Consider the following 18,714-nt stretch of genomic DNA (forward strand, 5'->3'; position numbering starts at 1 on the left):
CACTCTGGCAGTCGCGCAAGGTGCGTAGGTCAGGACCGGCTCTCTTCGTCAGCGACATTTCCGGCCGGCGACATCGCCGGCGTCGAGTCCTGCCGGGCGCCCGACGAATCCTGTGTGCCGGTCGTATTCTCCGGCGTGGCAATTTCAGCGCTTTCGATTTGCTCAGGCAGGAGATAGCCAGTTACCGAACGCTCCGGCTTCAGATATCTTTCTGCAACGGCCTGTACGTCCTTGACTGTCACCGCCTCGATCCGCTCCGGCCAGGTCTCGACGTCCTCAATCGTACGGCCCGTTGCGAGCGCGGTAGCAAAGCGGCGCGCCATAGCCGTCTGGCTGTCGCGCAAATAAATGACGCCCTTGCGCACCCGGTTCTTGGCTCGCTCCAGCTCTTCCTCGGTGATACCATTCTCGATCAGCTCATCGATCTCGGCCTTTACCGCATCCTCTACCGTATCGAGGTTCGCACCGCCGCGAGGCGTACCGTAGACGACGAAAACACCCTCTTCGAGCGCTGAACTGCGATAATAGGCCCCGGCGCCGGCCGCGATACCCTTCTCCACGATGAGGTCGCGATAAAGCCGGCTCGTCGTTCCACCCCCGAGTACGTCGGAGAGGACATCGAGAGCCGGCGCCTCCCCTTCTTCGGCCGTGGTCGCGGAGGGCACGAGGTAGGACGTGTTGAAGGAAGGCTGCGTCACCCGTGCATCGCGAAGCGTCACGGTTCGCTCCGCGAGCGGCTCCGGCTCCATCGGACGCTCGCGCTCGCCCACTTCGGCCCGCTGTTCGATTTGGCCGTAGGTCTTTTCGGCAAGCTCCCGAACCTGATCGACCGTCACGTCGCCGGCGATCAGAAGGATCGCATTCGATGGGGTGTAATATTTGTTGTAGAAAGCGATCGCGTCCTCACGGGTGAGCGAGGAGATCTCGTCCTCCCATCCGATCACCGGCGTGCCGTAGGGCGAATTGGCAAAGAGTGTCGCCTGCACGATTTCCGACAGTTGGGCGCCCGGCTCGTTGCCGACGCGCATACGGCGCTCCTCCAGAATCACGTCGCGTTCCGGCAGCACCACCTCGTCGGTCAGTACCAGATTGCTCATCCGGTCCGCCTCGTAGGTCATGATCATTTCGAGCTGATCGGAGGCGACCTGCTGGTAATAGCCGGTATAGTCGTCCGTCGTGAACGCATTCTCCTGTCCACCGACCTCGGCGATCCTCTGCGAAAACTCGCCTTCCGGATAGTTCGAGGTGCCCTTGAACATCAGATGCTCGAGGAAGTGGGCAACGCCGCTCTCGCCCGGCGCCTCGTCCGCCGCACCGACCTTGTAGTAAATCATCTGCGTGACGACTGGCGCGCGGCGATCCGGCAAAACCACCACCTGCAGACCGTTGTCGAGGGTAAAGCTCGTCACCCGCTCGTCGGGGATGGCAACATCTTGAACGTCGGAGGCAGTGGGTTCGGTCTGGGCGGTCCCGGTCTGGGCATCCCGGGCGAGAACGCCTGGCGCGAAAGCGACGGAGAGGGCGAGAGCGGGGACGAGGGTTCGGCGCAGGGTCGCAGCGATCAACGGGCGGTCCTCATGTGCATGTCGGAATTTGCGTTACCCAGATATGCCCCTCGGACCGCAGCGATGCCAGTTACGGTTTCGTTAGCCGCTTTGCAGCGGTTCCATGGTCTCAGGCGGAGAGCACCAGAAACCGTAATACCGTCTCGCCGATCCGGCGTTCGTCAGAGAGGTCGAAGCCCAGTGGGAGGTCGAACACGCTCGTCGCAGCCTCCTCGACCACAGCAAGCGCGCCGGGTTTCAGCCAGCCGCCGTCGCGGGCAGAGATCAGCGCCTTCTCGCCGAGACGCTTGCCGTAGGGCGGATCAGCGAAGAGGAGGTCGAACGGCTCGAACGTGCCGACGGCGCCGAGCTTCGTCGCGTCGCGCCGGTAGATCTTCGTGCGGCCCTGCAGGCCGAACGTCTCGACATTCTGGCGGATGAGGCCACGCCCCTCGACGCCCTCCTCGATAAAAACGCAGAAGCGGGCGCCGCGCGACAAGGCCTCGCAGCCGAGCGCGCCGGTGCCCGCGAAAAGGTCTAGCACCCGGGCGCCGTCGAGCTTTATGCCCGGATGATGCGAGAGGATGTTGAACAGCGTCTCGCGCGACCGGTCGGTGGTCGGGCGAATGTCCTGCGTCGCCGGGACGCTCAGCTTACGGCCGCGAAATTCCCCGCCGACGATGCGCATCGATCAGCTCTCGGACGGACCGGAGGGCTTGCGGGCTGCTCCGCGCGGACCGCCGGGTTTGCGCGGACCACCGGGACGACCCGGCTTGCCCTTGCCGGTGGCCGAGGGCGGACGGGAGACGCGGCGTTTCGGATCGGCGAGCGCCCGCTTGCCGGTCTTGGGACCGTCTCCATCGGTCTTGGCCGGGCGCGCACCCGGATCTCGTTCGGGCTTGGAGCCGGGCGCCATCCAAACATTCGACATCCGGCGCCCTTGCCCTTCCGGTTTGCGAGAAGGACCATCGCGATCGCCCCCGGGCCGGTCGCCGCCTGACCGGGCACCGCTGACCCGGTCGCCGAAACCTTCGCGCTTGTCGTGCTTGTCGAACCGGCCACCGCCCTTGCCGCCGCGATCCTCGCCGAACGATCGCTTGGGCCCGTCGCTGCGCCGATCGCCCCTGCGTCGGTCGTCACCCGGTTTGTCGCCGAACTTGCCGCGCGGCTTGGTGTCGAGGCGGCCGAGCGCCTCCTCGCGCTTCTTCTCGCCGAAGGTCTTACGGTCGACCTTCCCGCCGGCCGAGACCCAGTCGCTCTTCTTCGAAGGTCGCGCGTCCTGCCGCCCCTCGACCGGCGCGTTGGAGAAGGGCTTGTTGATCGGCCCGTCGAAATCGACGCCGGCTTCCTCGACCAGCCGGTCGCCAAGCTGGTCGCGCAGGGTTCGGCCCTTCACTTCCCGTACCGAACCCTCGGCGAGATCGCCGAGCTGGAACGGGCCATAGGAAAGCCGGATCAGCCGGTTCACTTCGAGGCCGAGCGCGCCGAGCACGTTCTTCACTTCGCGGTTCTTGCCTTCTCGAAGCCCGAGCGTGATCCAGACATTCGAGCCCTGCTCGCGGTCGAGCGTCGCCTCGATCGCGCCATAGAAGACGCCGTCGACCGAGATGCCATTACGCAGCTCGTCGAGTTTGGCTTGGGTGATCGAACCATGGGCGCGAACACGATAACGGCGGAGCCAACCGGTGGAGGGCAGTTCAAGGACGCGCGAAAGTCCGCCGTCATTGGTGAGAAGCAGAAGCCCTTCGGTGTTGATGTCGAGACGGCCGATCGACAGCACCCGCGGCATATCCTCCGGCAGCATGTCGAAGACCGTGCGGCGGCCTTCCGGGTCCTTGTTCGTCGTCACCGTGCCGGCCGGCTTGTGGAACAGCCAGAGCCGAGTACGCTCGGCCTGAGGCAGCAGCGCGCCGTCGACCTCGATCCTGTCGGTCGGTTTCACGTCGAGCGCGGGCGAATCGATGATCTTGCCGTTCACCTTCACCCGGCCGTCGACGATCATCGCCTCGGCATCGCGGCGCGAAGCGATACCGGCGCGTGCAAGCCGTCTTGCAATGCGCATGTCCGCCTGCTGGCCGGCTGCGGCTTCATCCTCCATGGGTCGGCGCTCGCGGCGCTGGTCGTCCCGACCGCGCGACTGGCCACGGTCGTCCCGCTTCTCGAAACGCCTGTTCGGCCGGTCGCCGGATCGTTCCGGCCGGTCGCCTCGCGGCTTGAACCCGCGATCGGGCCGCTCGCCACTCTCGGCGCGAGCCGGCCGATCACCGGACGGGCGCCTCCGCTCAAAACCGCCCTTGCGCTCGCCGCCCGCATCGCGGCCCTCGCCGCGCTTCTGCCAGTCGCGATTTTCGCCGCGCGGCCTCTCGCCGGCCGGCTTCGGCCGGAACGAGCGTTCGCCCGAGCCGGAGGATGCATCGGCATTGCGCGTACCATAACTCTTCGGCTTGCGAGGCGCCTCGCCATCGCGCGCCCCGCCATGGGACTTCATGCCCCGGCTCTTTGGCACGAACGGCCTCTTGCCGCCTTCTCCGGTCTTGCCGCCACGCCTGAAGCCGCCACCACCCGGCCGGCCGCCTTTGCCGCCGCGCTTGTCCTGTTCGTCGTCGCTCATGTCGTTATGTCCTGCGGGCTGACGGCGTTTCGAACCGCGTGCCCTACCGTAGTGCGAGCCCGCCGGCCGCCCAAATCCGTTTTCAGCGCATCTCTGGCGCTTGTCTGCCCTGCGCTCTATCAGGTCGCATGACGCTTGGCGAGAGAAGGACCGCGCTGCCCGCATGACACGGCGTTTCATGGACGAAGCTCTCGAAGAGGCCCGGCGCGCGGCGACACGCGGCGAGGTACCCGTCGGTGCGGTGATCGTCCGTGACGGTGAAATTATCGCGAAGGCCGGCAACGAAACCCGCGCCGCGAAAGATCCGACCGCCCATGCCGAGCTTCTCGCCATCCGCCGCGCCTGTCTGGCTCTCGAAGCCGAGCGTCTCACCGATTGCGATCTCTACGTGACGCTCGAACCCTGCGCCATGTGCGCTGGCGCAATCTCCTTCGCCCGTATCCGCAGGCTCTATTTCGGCGCCGCCGATCCGAAGGGCGGTGCGGTGGAGAACGGAGCACGCTTCTTCTCACAATCCACCTGCCACCACGCGCCGGAGATCTATTCCGGTCTGTCTGAAACTGCCTCGGCAGACCTTCTGAAGGCATTTTTCGCCGAAAGGCGCGGCTGACGGGGCAAGGTGAAACGATACCGCTTCGCCCGCGGCAGCAATGGAAGCGGTAGATTCCCGCGTTGGAACCCTCGAAAACGTCAGTTTTGCGCAGGGCTTGGTCGGTAACGTCCGATAAACCTTCTCGTGCTTTCGGGCGCCGGAAGACATCTCAGGACCCACGATCCGACCCATGACAGGTCGAATACCAAGCGGAAAAGACTTCAGAATGTCCGAAAGCCAGACCGACAAGCGGCCGATCAGACTGAAGGGACGATCCTTTCTGGCGATTCAGCTCTCGCCCGAACTCCCGTTCGAGAACTGGCTTGAACGGCTCGACGACCTCGCCCGACGGTCAACCGGCTTCTTCCTTGGCCGGCCGATCGTACTCGACGTCGAAGGTCTCGACATCACCCAGGACCAGTTGAAGGATCTTATCGGCGAACTCGGCGAGCGCTCCGTCCGCATCATGGGCATCGAGGGCGCGAAATCCTCGCTCCTCGGCATTGGCATGCCGCCGCCGATGAAAGGCGGCCGCCCGGCCGGCGATGTCGAACCGCCGGAGGACGGTGTCAAGCAGCCAGCCGTCGCCGCGAAACCAGTTCACTCCAAGGCGTCCGGCGATACCAAGGTCGCTGACAAGCCTAAGGTTGCGCAGGTTCCCGCTCAGGACACCGGGCAGCAGCTTCCCTCTATTGTCGTCGACCGCCCGGTCCGCTCCGGCCAGTCGATCATCTTTCCGGAAGGCGACGTCACCGTCGTCGGTTCGGTCTCCTCCGGCGCAGAGATCGTCGCCGGCGGTTCGATCCACGTCTACGGCGCGCTTCGGGGCCGAGCGATGGCGGGATCGGTGGGCAATACCAACGCCCGCATCTTCTGCTCGAAGCTCGAAGCCGAACTCGTGGCGATCGATGGGCTCTACAAGATGCCCGACGATCTCGATGCGGGGCTCGTTGGGCAAGCCGTCACCATCTGGCTCGATGGCGAAACCATCCGCGCCGACAAAATCTAGACCAAGCACCATCCCGGCATGAGGCCGAGGAACAGGAGAGACTGAATATGGCAAAGACGATCGTTGTGACATCGGGCAAGGGAGGCGTCGGGAAGACGACGTCGACCGCCGCGCTCGGCGCGGCGCTTGCCCAGCGAGGCGAGAAGGTAGCCGTCGTCGATTTCGACGTCGGACTGCGCAATCTCGACCTCGTGATGGGTGCCGAGCGCCGTGTCGTGTTCGACCTGATCAACGTGGTGCAAGGCGACGCCAAGCTGCCGCAGGCGCTGATCCGCGACAAGCGCTGCGATAACCTGTTCCTGCTGCCGGCCTCGCAGACGCGCGACAAGGACAATCTCACCGCCGAAGGTGTCGAGAAGGTCATGGACGAACTCCGCAAGGACTTCGACTGGATCGTCTGCGATAGTCCCGCCGGTATCGAGCGTGGTGCGACGCTTGCCATGCGTCATGCCGACGTCGCCGTCGTCGTCACGAATCCTGAAGTCTCATCGGTGCGTGACTCTGACCGCATCATCGGCCTTCTCGATTCGAAGACCGCGAAGGCGGAGAACGGCGAGCGAATCGAGAAGCATCTTCTCCTCACGCGCTACGACCCGAACCGGGCCAATCGCGGCGACATGCTCAAGGTCGAGGATGTCCTCGAAATCCTTTCGATCCCGCTCCTCGGCATCATTCCGGAGAGCCTGGAAGTCCTGCGCGCCTCCAACCTCGGCACGCCGGTGACGATGTCGGACAATAACTCCGCGCCATCGATAGCCTATTCGAACGCGGCCAAGCGGCTCTGCGGCGAAGACGTTCCGATGTCGATCCCGGGCGAGAAGCGTGGCCTCTTCGGCAAGTTCTTCAACCGGAGGGCCGCATGAGCCTCTTCAGTTTTTTCCAGAAGCGTAATACTGCGCCGGCCGCACGCGAAAGGCTGCAGATCCTTCTCGCGCACGAAAGGACGAATGGCGAGCATTCCGATCTCGTCAATCTCCTTCGCGAGGAGATCATCCAGGTGATCGCAAGGCATGTGAAGGTCGATGGCGAGAAGGTCGCCGTCAAGATGGACAAGGGCGACCAGTTCTCCACACTGGAAGTCGACATCGAGCTTCCCGCGGATCTCGAACGCAAGAAGGCGGCCTAACGGCCGCCTTTTCAGCATGGAGGCGCCGGTCTCCTCACTCCGCCCGCGCCTCGATCGCTTCCATGTCGTCGTCGGACAGGCCGAAATGGTGGCCGATCTCGTGGATAACCACATGGCGCACGATATCGCCGAGCCGCTCTTCGTGATCGGCCCAGTAATCGAGGATTGGACGGCGATAGATCAGTATGCGGTTCGGCATTTCGCCAGTCGCCGGTTCCGCGAACTGGCCGATCCCCCGGCCCTCGAACAGGCCGAGAATGTCGAACGGGCTTTTCATCCCCATCTCGTCCAAGACATCGTCATCGGGAAACTCGGCGACGAGAAACCGGATATCGCCACACAGCTTTCGAAACTCTTCCGGAAGGTCGCGATAGGCAGCCTCGGCCATGGCCTCGAACTCGGCGAGCGAGGGCGATCTTCGGCGGGTCCAGTCCAGTTCGAGCAGTGCGTCTTGGGGCATCAGTTTCCGCTTCGTACAGGTCGAACCCGAATATAAGAGCAGAGGCGCGTTTCGAGACCGAGGTCGCTTGGCTTCGATCCTATTCCCCCACCGGCCGGCTTTCGTACCAGGCTGCGACAGCCTTGATCTGCTCATCGGTAAGGTTCTCAGCGATCGGCGTCATCAGATGCGAATAGCGGGTGCCGCCACGCGTGATGTCGTGGTCCTTCCAAAGCTTAAGCTGGGCCTCTGTGTACCAGGCAGGCTGGCCCGCAAGATAGGGGTAATGCGCGTTCTTCATTCGGCCCTTGGCGTCGTGACAGCTGTCGCAGGCAGGCAGTTTGCGGGCGGCGATCCCGTCTTCGGCAAGCAGCCGGCCAAGCTCCAGCATTGCTTCGTTGACTTCTTCCGGTCGGCCGCCGGCTGCCGCGGCGACGTCATAGGCCGCCTGCGATCGGTTGGCGCTCGGGAAGATCTGCGGTGGAATGCCGTCAGCGGCGGTCGAGGCCGGAATAAAGGCCGGCGCGTTACCCTGAGCAGCAACCCCGGCAACCGCCTCACCCTCCGGGCCCTCTTCGGCAGCATCGCCTTCGACCGGCTGCTCGGCATACCAGGCCGCGAGCTGGCGCAGCACATCCTCCGGATAGCGCGAGGCGGGGGGCTGCATGTAGCCGGAATGCCGATATCCCTTCGCGTAGGCTTCGAGCGTCGCTGCGAGATAGGTCTCCGGCTGGCCGGCGATTATCGGGAAAGCTCTCGCGCTCTCGCCTTCACCGCGCCCAAGTCCGTCACGTCCGTGGCAACGGGCGCAGTCCGCCAAAGCTTCTCCAACAATTCCGTCGAGACCGGACGTCTGTTCACCGCCCGCTTGAAGGTTCAGATTCTCTCGCTCGCCGCCCAGCGCGAGTTCGGCGTATCTCTCCGCGCTCAGCTCCGGCAGCGCGCGCAGGAAGGCGACGATCGACCAGATCTCGTCCTCGCGGTCCTGGGTCGGCCAGGCCGGCATGCCGGAGTATTTGATGCCGTGGAGGCCGATCCAGAAAAGCTCACGATCCTTCCACTCCGCGACCTTCTCTTCGAGCCGCGGAGGCGCCGGCATCATCGACTCCACGACTGGCGACTGCGGCACACCCGGTGCACCGTGGCAGGGCGCACAACCGGTCGCGAAATGACCTGACGCCCGTTGGACGAGTGCAGGATCGGCAAGATTGACGTCCTCCGGGGGCGCGATGCCGAGCGACTGGCGAGCGACGGCGTTCTGCATGGTCCAGTGCAGGAACCAGCCGACCGGTCCGAAATGTCCCGAGGACGCCGCGATTGATACCATACCGGAGAAGGAGACGGCGAGCGCCAGCATGATCGCGCCAAGGCCCGCCGCGGCGAGTTTCTTCCAGGTGAGAACGAAATCGATGGCGATCCGCTTCTTCATGGGGCCGTCCTCGATGGCGCGTTCAGGATGGAGGCGAGGCAAACAAGCCCGCCGATGAGGTAGGCCGCACCGCCGACGATCAGCATGATGACACCGCCGGCCTGCTGATCGCCAAGGGGCGTCATCGTCGCAGCCGGCGCACAGAGTTCGGCGCAGGCATAGAGCGTGCGCGGGCTAAGGAGCAGCAGTGCGCCGAGGAGCGTCATGTGCATGGAGGTGACGAGAAGGCCGACGACGCCGGCCGCTCGCGCCTTGAGGCGCCCTTCCCCAGTCGGTCCCAGGGCGCTCAGCCAGACGAGAACCCCGGCAACGAGGAAGGAGGCCTGCTCGGCAGTGAAGGCAATCGTCTCTGTCCGAGCGAGATCATGCGGCACGGGTGTGTGCCAACCCCAGACGACAACGAATTCGGCGAATGAAGCAAAGATCGCAAAGCCCGGTGTGATGCGGTTTGCGAGATCTGGGACCGCCCGCGCGATACCTATCGAGATCAGGGGCGCTGCGATCGCAACGACTGTCATATGCATGACCATATGGCTCGCGAAGGAGCCGCCTGCGCGCGCAGGCAAAGGCCCAAACCAGACGATGGCAAGGAAACCCGCCCCCAGCCAGAGCGGCCACAGATGGCGCGACCAAATCTCTCGAGACCCTCGGCTATCCCTCCTGAGCGCCGCTTCGACCATCAGCGGCAATCCACATTGAAGAAGGCAGGCAGCGCAACGAAGACAACAGCGATGAACGAGAGGCCCGCGAGGAGGACGGTTGAGAACTCGAGGAAGCGCTCACGGGCAATTGCCGTATCCTCGTCATTGACCGTACCCGAGCCGTGGCCGCGCCATTCGCCGTATGAACGCCGGAAGATCAGCCCGATGAGGAGAAGGGCGAGGATGGTGATGCCGAGGATCAGCCAGCGCGCGAAGGCGATCTTCTCGAAGATCGCCACGTTCGGCGCACAGTCGACGGAAGCGACAAGATAGGAGGCGAGGAAGTGCAGTGCCCAGATCGTCGGTGCGGCGATGAGGGTTATGAGATTGTCGCGGGTCTGACGGCTTTTTGCGAACATCGTCCCATGTCTCCCGTCAGCTTAACAGCGGCGCGAAGGCAAGGGTCGCCACCGTTACGAAGGCTGTCGCCAGCACGAAGTGCCAGTAGAGCGCGACGTTGCGGATATCGGCATCGTAGACCGGCGTCAGGTGCCCGAAGATCGAACGGGCGAGGCAGTAGAACAGCATGATGGAGCCAGCCGCCGCATGGACCGCAGTCCAGATCGCAATGATCCAGACCGTTGCCGGATAGACGTGGCTGACTGGATCGAGCCCCGTGAGGTAGGGTCCAAGCAGCATCACGACTCCTGCGAGTAACGCGACGACACCGCCCGCGCCCATCGAAAGTCGCGCGATCGTCACCTGGCCGGCCTCGTTCAGCTGACGCGCAGCATAGGCAAGTCCCCAGGTCAGGGCGAAGACGACGAAAGCCGCGACCGGCCAGAAGACGCCGGGTCCGGTCGTTACCGCCGGCGGAAATTCGGCATGGATCGTCACGTAGAAGAAATAGCCGAAGATCAGTGACATGAACGCGGTGCCATCACCGATCATGGTGATGAACATCGCCCACCAGCCGACCGCCTTGGGTCCTGAGACGTAGAGCGGCAAGGTCAGGCCGAGCCCGACATCCTTCTCGCGCTTCTCCGGGACGATCGCCGTGCCGCGCCAGACCCAGACGAGGATCGAGCCGGTCGCAAGAACCATCGCTGCGATCGTCAGATACCACCAGTGGAAGGTCGCGAAGATGAAGACCGCGCCGAGGAAGGCGGCGGCCCACATGGTCATGAAGGTCGGACCCGGCACGCGTAGGCACTGGATCGGCTCTGCGTCGAGAACGCTCGTAACCATAGTCTCGCGCTTCAACTCCTCAGCATCCGGCATGTAGAACCGGCCGTTGTCGACATCGTCGATGAAGTTCGGCTGATCCCAGATCGGATAGCGCGACTTGATGACCGGGATGGAGCGCACGCCCCAGCCCTTGTCCTCAGGCTCGGACAGCCATTCCAGCGTGCCGGCGTTCCAGTGATTGCGCTTGGCATAGGGCAGATGCCCCCGCGGGCGCAAAACGTCGGCGACGAAGACGAGAAAGCCCGCTGCGAAGACGAAGGCGCCCACAGTGGAGACGAGGTTCGGCAGATCGAGTCCGAGCCCGGTCGGATAGGTCCACACTCTGCGCGGCATGCCCATGAGACCGGAAAAATGCATCGGGAAGAATCCGACATTGAAGCCGACGAACATCATCCAGAACGCGATCTTGCCAAGTCGGTCCGACAAGGTCCGGCCGCCGAGGATCGGCCACCAGTAGTAGATGCCGGCGACGATCGGGAAGAGCATCCCGCCGATCAGGACGTAATGGAGATGGGCAACGACGAAATAGGTGTCGTGCGCTTGCCAGTCGAAGGGCGCGAGCGCGACCATGACGCCGGTGAGGCCGCCGATGACGAAGATCGCGAGCGAGCCCGACACGAAAAGCATGGGTACCGAAAAGATCACGCGCCCGACTAGCAGCGTCGCCAGGAAGACGAAGATCTGCACACCCGTCGGAATCGCGACGGCCTCTGAGGCGGCGGAAAAGAAGCCAAGTGAGATGGAGGGCAGACCGGTCGTGAACATGTGGTGCACCCACAGGCCGAACGACAAAAATCCGGTGCCGACAGCGGCGAGAACGATCCACGAATAGCCGACGATCGGACGCCGTGCGAAAGTCGGCACGATCATGGCAATCAGCGCGATCGCGGGCAGGAAGACGATGTAAACCTCCGGATGGCCGAAGATCCAGAAGAGGTGCTGCCAGAGCATCGGATCGCCGCCGCGCTCGGGATCGAAGAAGGGCCAGTTGAAGAGCCGCTCCATCTCGAACAGGATGTCGCCTGCAATCAGTGGCGGGAAGGCGAAGAGGATCATGCCCGCGACGACAAGCACGTACCAGGCGTAGAGTGGCATCAGGTTGAGGCGCATGCCGGGCGGGCGGCATTTCAGCGAACCCACGATCAGCTCGACCGCCGCCGCAATTGAGGCGACCTCGATGAAGGAAAGCCCCAGCAGCCAGATATCCGCGCCATAGCCCGGCGTGAACCGCTCCTGCGTCGTCAGCGGCGGATACATGAACCAGCCGCTCGAGGGCGCAGACGAGAAGAATATCGAGCCACAGACGAAGACGCCGCCGATCAGGAAGCACCAGTATCCGAAGGCCGACAGACGGGGAAACGGCAAATCCCGGGCACCCAGCATCTCCGGTAACAGGATGATCGCCATCGCCTCGAAGATCGGCACGGCGAAGAGGAACATCATCACCGTGCCGTGAAGCGTATAGACCTGATTGTAGAAGTTCGCGGTAAGGAAGTCGTTTTCCGGCACGGCGAGTTGTACACGCACCATGAGGCCGAGAACACCGGCGAATAGCATGAAGATGAAGGCGGTCGAGGTGTACCAGATACCGACCTCGGTGTTGTTGACGGCCGACCAGTACTTCCAGCCTTTCGGCGCTTCCCAAACCCAGATCAGGCGCTTGGCCTGCGCGTCGCGAACGTCGGGGTCCTCCTGGTCCACATGGCTCGCGCCGATCGTCTGGGGCTTGGGCGGATCGGGATAGTTCGGGGTCGCGGGATCAGAGAAGTCGATAGCACCGATGCCGGCCGCGCTGCTCGATGGCAAATCGCTCATTTCAGCTGCTCCAGCCAGGCCGCGATGGCGATGATCTCTTCGTCCGGCAAAATGCCGTAGGACGGCATCTCGACGCCCTGCTTCACATGCTCGGTCGCGCGGATGAATTCGGCGACGTTCTCGGGCGTGTTCTCCAGAAGTCCGGCCGCGATCGTAAGTCGCGAGCCCAGATGGGTGAGGTCCGGGCCGACTGCTCCGTTCGCCTCAGTGCCACGCACGGCATGGCAGGCATCACAGCCGTTCTGCATGAAGGCGTCGTGACCGGGACCGGAGGTCACATCGGCGGGCTTGTTCTGCGCTTCGACATAGGCGGCGTACGCCTCCTCGGACACGACGATGACTCGAAAGCCCATCTGGCCGTGTGCATCACCGCAGAACTCGGTGCAGACGCCGTTGAAGACGCCCTCCTTGGTGGGCTCAACGACAAGCCGGTTCACCCGGCCGGGGATCATGTCCATCTTGCCGGCGATCGACGGAACCCAGAATGAGTGAACGACATCCGGGCTGCCGAGCAGCAGTTCCGTACGGCGACCGACGGGCAGCCAGATTTCGTTGGCGCTCTCGACGCCTCCGGGTGGCAGGCTTTTGACGACCCCTGGCTCACCCTCGACATCATAGGCGACACGGAACCAGAACCGTTCCCCGGAGACCGCGATCATAGGCCCGTCCGCCTCTGCGCGGAACTCCGGCATCAAGGCAAGCCCGTAGACGAGGAGCGCCGTCAGGACGACGGTCGGAAACACTGCCCCGCCCCAGACGATAAGTCGCGTGCCGGTTTTCTCGCTGTGGCGGCCGGGCCTCACCTTAGTGGCGTAGATCGACAGCCCGATTGTGATGAACCAGATCACCACCGCACCGACGAGCATGATCCAGAACAGATGCTCCACCTGGCTCGCCTCGAGTCCGGCGCCGGCAAGTGTCGACTGGGGGCTCGTGCAGGAAGAAAGGGCTGACAGCGAGAAGCCGGAAGTGATAAATAAAGCGACTTTCGAAGGCTTAGAACCGATCCTCATGCCCGAGCACCGGGCTCGGTCTTCGGAACCATCCTCTCGCGACCGTCCATGCGGCATCGGTTCTCCATTTTTCGAGGACGCCTCGACTGCGGTCGGACACGTAAGTGCAAAGTGAAATCGCTCTCAGTTTTCGGCAGTTAGCGGCGGCGCGCAATCCGGAAAGCTCTCCTCTCACAGTCGTCAATGGAAGTTGCGTCCCCGCGGCAGGATCGAGACGACGTTCGATGGTGCGCCAGGCACGTTCCATGTCCAGTCTCGCGAGGCGGACGGGTCGGTCTCGCGGGATTTTTCTTTTCCATCGAACGGACCCAATGCCGCACTGGCAGCGCTCCGGCCATGACGTTTGACGAAGGCCCGCGTTCTTGCATCTTCGTCCACCGGACGTCGCACTTCGTCAGCATTGCATATGGCGGCGGCGAGCGAACCGGCCGCAAACGCCGCAGCATTCGCTTCTTCTTCGCTGAGAGAGTTCTTGCGCTTGGAGCCGTGGTAGCGCAGGGGCGCACGTACGTGATCGGCGGGCGCGATGCCCTCCCGACCGATTTCGGTGCCCGAGGCGATCGGTGCGAGGAGAGCTGTGAGATCTTCGATCATCTCGGCGACCACATGGATGACGCCGTGATCGGCCTGCATCCGACCCTTCACGCGGATGAAGCGAGCACCGAGCACAAGCGGGCGGAAACGCTCGAAGACCTTCGGCCAGACGATGATGTTGGCGGTGCCGCTCTCGTCCTCGATGGTGATAAAGATGACGCCCTTGGCCGAGCCGGGCCGCTGGCGCACCAGAACGAGACCGGAGACATCGACCTGACTTCCCGAGCGCAGGGTCTCGAGACTGCGGTTCGTGCGTATCCGCCGCTCTGTCAGGATTTCCCGGACGAAGGACACCGGGTGGGCTTTCAAGGAGAGCGATATGAAGCGGTAGTCGTTGACCACCTCCTCGCCCGGCCGCATGGGCGGCAGGAAGGCGTCCGGTTCGCGCTGAAGATCTTTTGCCGCCGCACCTTCGAAAAGCGGCAGGCGCTCGGCGGCTCCCTTCGGGTCGAGCGCACGCACGGCCCAAAGCGCATCGCGGCGGGACAGCCCCAGAGAGGCGAAGGCATCGGCCTCAGCAAGACGCTCGATGACGGCACGCTTCAGCCCCGTGCGCAGCCAGACATCGCGCACGGAGTCATAGCCCGCGCCCCGCCTTTCGACGAGGATCGCCATATCGGGCTCGGAAAGCCCCTTCACCTGCCGAAAACCGAGCCGCACCGCGTGAGCGCTCCAGATGGCGGGGCGCATTCCGGCATGCCTGTCCTCGATCTTCGACGCATCGAAGGGTTCTTTTTCGAGGCTCTGATCCCAGCCGGACTCGTTCACCGAAACCGGGCGGAACGAGACGCCGTGTTCGCGGGCATCGCGCACGATCTGGGCCGGGGCGTAAAAACCCATCGGCTGAGCATTCAGAAGTGCCGCCGCGAAGACATCCGGATAATGGCATTTCAACCAGCAGGAGGCATAGACGAGGAGCGCGAAGGAGGCGGCGTGACTCTCGGGAAAGCCGTACTCCCCGAAGCCCTCGATCTGCTTGAAGCAGCGCTCGGCGAAGTCCGGCTCGTAGCCCCGCGCGACCATGCCTTCGACCATCTTCTGGCGGAAGGTGTGGATCGTACCGACCCGCCGGAAGGTCGCCATCGCGCGGCGCAGCTTGTCGGCCTCACCCGGCGTGAAGCCGGCGGCGACGATGGCGATCCGCATCGCCTGCTCCTGAAAGAGAGGAACGCCGAGGGTGCGGCCGAGAACCTCGGCCAGTTCGGGCTTCGGGTAGGTCACCTGTTCGAGGCCCATCTTCCGCCTGAGATAGGGGTGGACCATGTCGCCCTGGATCGGCCCGGGCCGGACGATCGCGACCTCGATGACGAGATCGTAGAACTTGTCCGGCTTCAGCTTGGGCAGCATGGTCATCTGCGCCCGCGACTCGATCTGGAAGACACCCAGCGTGTCGGCCCGCTGGATCATCCGGTAGGTCGCAGGGTCGTCCTGACCTTCGGAGAGTTCGGCGAGCGTGATCTCCCGGCCGTAATGGACCTTCAGGAGATCGAAGGCGCGGCGGATGCAGGAGAGCATGCCCAGCGCCAGAATATCGATCTTCAGAATGCCAAGTTCGTCGATATCGTCCTTGTCCCATTCGATGATGGTGCGCCCGTCCATCGTCGAATGGAGGATCGGGACGGTCTCGTCGATCCGCCCGCGTGTGATGACGAAACCGCCTACGTGCTGGGAGAGATGGCGTGGAAAGCCGGAGATTTCCTCGGCATATTTCATGACCGCCGCCGTCATCGGGTCGGCCATGGACAGCCCTGCGGCCTTGGCCTCGCGCTCGCCCACATCGGACGAGTGATAGCCCCAGACCGAGCCGGCAAGCGCTGCGATCGTATCCTCCGAAAGCGAGAACGCCTTGCCGACTTCGCGAAGAGCCGACCGCGCGCGATAGGTGATGACGGTCGCGGCGAGGGCTGCGTTGTCGCGGCCGTAATGCTCGAAGATGTACTGGATCACCTCCTCGCGCCGCTCGTGCTCGAAATCGATGTCGATGTCCGGCGGCTCGCGACGGTCGGGCGAGATGAAACGCTCGAAGAGGAGCCCGGCGCGCTCGGGCGAGACCTCGGTGACGCCGATGCAGTAGCAGACCACGGAATTGGCCGCCGATCCGCGCCCTTGGCAGAGGATACCCTTTGACCGGGCAAAGTTGACGATGTGGTGGACGGTGAGGAAATAAGGCTCGTATTCGAGCTCCGCGATGATCTCAAGTTCGTGCTCGATGCGCTCCGTCACGCTCGCCGGCACGCCGTCCGGGTAGCGCCAGTTCGCGCCCTCATAGGCGAGATGCCGCAATTCGTCCTTCGGCGAGCGCGTGAGGCCAAGAGCCTCGTCGGGATATTCGTATTTCAAACTTTTCAGATCGAAGGAGAGCTCGGAAAAGAACCGGCTCGCCTCTTCAACGGCATGGGGACAGGACGAAAAAAGCCGGGCGATCTCATGTCCCGGCTTCAGGTGGCGCTCCGCGTTCATGGCAAGGTGCCGACCCGCCCCGTCAAGGGGTACGTGCTCGCGGATCGCCGTCATGACGTCAGCAAGGCGTCGGCGCTGCGGGGCGTGGGCGAGCGGTTCGTTCGTCGCCAGAAGCGGCGTGCGGCAGGTTTTGGCGAGATCGTCCAGACGGGCGAGCCGGCGCTGGTCGAAACCTTCATGGGCATAGCGGGCGGCGAGACGGACGCGGTCGGGAAAAGCCGAACGCAGGGTGTTCAGAACCGCGGCGAGCTTGCCGATTTCGCTTTCGGCAATCGTCCCCTCGCCATGGCCGATCGCCATCGGAGCGAGAACGGCGCAGTTGATCTCTTCACCCCATTCGAGAAGATCTGTCAGGAAAAGCTCGCACCGCCCCTTTTCGGCCCTGAGATTGCCGAGGCTCAGGAGACGGCAGAGCCGCCCCCAGCCGGCCCGATTGCGCGGATAGGCGAGAACATCCGGCGTTCCGTCGGAAAAGACGAGCCGTGTGCCCGGCGCGAAGGCGAGCCCTTCCTCCCTTGCCACCTGATAGGCCCGCACCACGCCGGCGACCGTGTTGTGATCGGCGAGCCCCAGCCCGCCGAGGCCGAGACGCCGCGCGGTCACTGTCAGTTCCTCCGGCTGGGAGGCGCCGCGCAGGAAGGAGAAGCAGCTCATCGTGCCGATTTCGGCAAAGGGGATGTCGGCCATGCCCGTCATGCGAAGAGCCCGTGCATGAACCAGGCCGGCGAACCGGCGGAAATCACGAAATCCGGATCGAGATCGGCATCGTGCATTCCTTCGCGAAACAGCCAGAAATGGCGGCCGGTCTCGTCCTCGACACGGAAATAGTCACGCGTCGGGCGATCTTCGTGCCACCATTCCCCGGCGATCCGCTCCGGCCCCTCGGCCCGGCGCACCCGGTAGAGCGCGCGACGCCAGCGGAACGAGATCGGCGCGCCGTCGGGGATCGCGAAACTCGCCTCGATCGGCTCCGGCCGGGCAAGCATGCGCAAGGGGCGCGGTGCGGTTTCTGCCCGATCTTCGCTGATGGGCAAACGAACGGGCCTCTCCCCGTCCATCAGGTCGAGGACAGGTCGCCAGCCGGCGGCGCGCTCGGGCTGCCAGCTGTCGCGCCGGCAGGGCGCGAGCACGGTTTTCGGGCCCAGCCGCGCGCCGATCCGGTCGACGAGATGGGTGAAGGCCGCATTCGTCTCAACCTCGCCCGACAGGTCGGTCTGGATAGTCTCCAGACGGTCGGTCTCGTAGACGGCGAGCTTGACGAGATCGTAGCCGAAGCCTGCATCGAATTCCTCGCCGAGACCTTTCAGCTTCTCGCGGAAAAGCCGGGCGACGGCTGTCGGCTCGCGCACCGGCCGTGCCGCACCCACGGAAGCGCGATTGACGACGCCATCGACGCGAAAAAGCGAGAGTTCGAGCGTGCGCGCGCCGAGCCCGCGCTCTTCGAGATCGCCCTTCAGGCGGCTCGCGAGGGCAAAGAGAATGCGCGCGACGTCCTCTTCGAGCGCGATCGGCTCGAACAGCCGGCGCTCGGCGATCAGCTGCGGCACCGGGCGACGCGGCGAGATCGGACGCCGGGCGAGCCCCGTCGCCTCGTCGAGCGTGCGAACCAGAGATTTGCCGAAACGCCGGGCAAGGCCCGCACGCGGCTGGTCGAGCAGCGCAGCGACGGTCTTGAGGCCAAGGCGAGAGAGAAGCCCACTCGTCTCCGGGTCAAGCCGCAGGACCTTGATCGGAAGCGGTGCGACGGCAGCCCGCTCCCCACCCGAAGCGACGATCGCCGGTTTTGCGGGAACGCCTACAAGGGCGATCGCAGCCCCGGCCGAACCCGCGATCGCGGCCTGAGCGAGAAAACCCTGATGGAAGAGCCGCATCAGAAGATCGTCCATCAGCCCGCGCTCGCCGCCGAAGAGATGGGCGCAGCCGGATATATCGAGGATCAGACCGAAGGGCGGATCGAGCGCGACGAGAGGCGTATATCGGTCGCACCAGTCGGCGATCGCCGCCAACAACCGGCGATCGGCCGCCATGTCGGCCATCAGGGTTTCGAGACCTGGAAACCGGGCCCGGGCTTCCGAAAGACCGGTGCCGACGGCAAGACCCTGTCGCTCCGCCATCTCGCAGACGGCGGTGACCCGATTGGCGTTCGCCGCGTTCTGGTAGAGCGCGATCGGCGCCATCTCTGCCCCGGCCGAT

General features: G+C 64.2%; 15 protein-coding genes. 4 read left to right on the forward strand and 11 right to left on the reverse strand.

Features of this window, described 5'->3' with window-relative positions; all coding sequences use genetic code 11:
- Positions 1-29 precede the first annotated feature (29 nt).
- The 3 genes from FP2506_RS13665 to FP2506_RS13675 form a co-directional block, all read right to left on the reverse strand.
- Positions 30-1,565, reverse strand: coding sequence for a M16 family metallopeptidase (locus FP2506_RS13665; protein ID WP_007068119.1), 1,536 nt, complete (start codon positions 1,563-1,565; stop codon positions 30-32).
- Positions 1,566-1,674: 109 nt separating this feature from the next.
- Entirely contained in the window at positions 1,675-2,232 is a 558-nt protein-coding gene (gene rsmD / locus FP2506_RS13670; RefSeq protein ID WP_007068120.1) for a 16S rRNA (guanine(966)-N(2))-methyltransferase RsmD, read from the reverse strand.
- Positions 2,233-2,235: 3 nt separating this feature from the next.
- On the reverse strand, positions 2,236-4,155 hold the full coding sequence (locus tag FP2506_RS13675) for a pseudouridine synthase (protein ID WP_007068121.1): 1,920 nt from the start codon (positions 4,153-4,155) through the stop codon (positions 2,236-2,238).
- Positions 4,156-4,318: 163 nt separating this feature from the next.
- Between FP2506_RS13675 and FP2506_RS13680 the strand changes: the two genes are divergently transcribed.
- The 4 genes from FP2506_RS13680 to minE all read left to right on the forward strand — a co-directional run bounded on the left by FP2506_RS13680 (position 4,319) and on the right by minE (position 6,882).
- Positions 4,319-4,765, forward strand: coding sequence for a nucleoside deaminase (locus tag FP2506_RS13680; protein WP_007068122.1), 447 nt, complete (start codon positions 4,319-4,321; stop codon positions 4,763-4,765).
- A 208-nt stretch (positions 4,766-4,973) separates the two neighbouring features.
- A complete protein-coding gene (gene minC / locus FP2506_RS13685; protein ID WP_007068123.1) occupies positions 4,974-5,756 on the forward strand; it encodes a septum site-determining protein MinC in 783 nt (260 codons plus the stop codon).
- A 47-nt stretch (positions 5,757-5,803) separates the two neighbouring features.
- Positions 5,804-6,619 (forward strand): septum site-determining protein MinD, encoded by an 816-nt coding sequence (gene minD / locus FP2506_RS13690; protein WP_007068124.1) that lies wholly within the window; start codon positions 5,804-5,806, stop codon positions 6,617-6,619.
- On the forward strand, positions 6,616-6,882 hold the full coding sequence (gene minE / locus FP2506_RS13695) for a cell division topological specificity factor MinE (RefSeq protein WP_007068125.1): 267 nt from the start codon (positions 6,616-6,618) through the stop codon (positions 6,880-6,882). The genes minD and minE overlap by 4 nt, the downstream gene beginning before the upstream one ends.
- 34 nt (positions 6,883-6,916) lie before the next feature.
- Here the strand turns inward: minE and FP2506_RS13700 are convergent, their stop codons facing one another.
- The 8 genes from FP2506_RS13700 to FP2506_RS13735 form a co-directional block, all read right to left on the reverse strand.
- Positions 6,917-7,342, reverse strand: a complete 426-nt coding sequence (locus FP2506_RS13700) for a metallopeptidase family protein (RefSeq protein ID WP_007068126.1) — start codon at positions 7,340-7,342, stop codon at positions 6,917-6,919.
- 79 nt (positions 7,343-7,421) lie between these two features.
- On the reverse strand, positions 7,422-8,750 hold the full coding sequence (locus tag FP2506_RS13705; RefSeq protein WP_007068127.1) for a c-type cytochrome: 1,329 nt from the start codon (positions 8,748-8,750) through the stop codon (positions 7,422-7,424).
- On the reverse strand, positions 8,747-9,430 hold the full coding sequence (locus tag FP2506_RS13710; RefSeq protein WP_007068128.1) for a cytochrome c oxidase assembly protein: 684 nt from the start codon (positions 9,428-9,430) through the stop codon (positions 8,747-8,749). Before FP2506_RS13710 ends, FP2506_RS13705 begins: the two co-directional genes overlap by 4 nt.
- Complete coding sequence (locus FP2506_RS13715; protein ID WP_007068129.1) at positions 9,430-9,810, reverse strand: hypothetical protein; 381 nt, start codon at positions 9,808-9,810, stop codon at positions 9,430-9,432. Before FP2506_RS13715 ends, FP2506_RS13710 begins: the two co-directional genes overlap by 1 nt.
- A gap of 16 nt (positions 9,811-9,826) precedes the next feature.
- Positions 9,827-12,454 (reverse strand): cytochrome c oxidase subunit I, encoded by a 2,628-nt coding sequence (ctaD, locus tag FP2506_RS13720; RefSeq protein ID WP_007068130.1) that lies wholly within the window; start codon positions 12,452-12,454, stop codon positions 9,827-9,829.
- Positions 12,451-13,467 (reverse strand): cytochrome c oxidase subunit II, encoded by a 1,017-nt coding sequence (locus FP2506_RS13725; RefSeq protein WP_007068131.1) that lies wholly within the window; start codon positions 13,465-13,467, stop codon positions 12,451-12,453. Before FP2506_RS13725 ends, ctaD begins: the two co-directional genes overlap by 4 nt.
- 180 nt (positions 13,468-13,647) lie before the next feature.
- Positions 13,648-17,208: an error-prone DNA polymerase gene (locus FP2506_RS13730; protein WP_081448339.1), complete on the reverse strand. Its 3,561-nt coding sequence runs from the start codon at positions 17,206-17,208 to the stop codon at positions 13,648-13,650.
- Positions 17,209-17,213: 5 nt separating this feature from the next.
- Positions 17,214-18,698, reverse strand: coding sequence for a DinB/UmuC family translesion DNA polymerase (locus FP2506_RS13735; RefSeq protein WP_007068133.1), 1,485 nt, complete (start codon positions 18,696-18,698; stop codon positions 17,214-17,216).
- Positions 18,699-18,714 lie beyond the last annotated feature (16 nt).

It is taken from the genome of Fulvimarina pelagi HTCC2506, from assembly GCF_000153705.1.
GTDB lineage: Bacteria > Pseudomonadota > Alphaproteobacteria > Rhizobiales > Rhizobiaceae > Fulvimarina > Fulvimarina pelagi.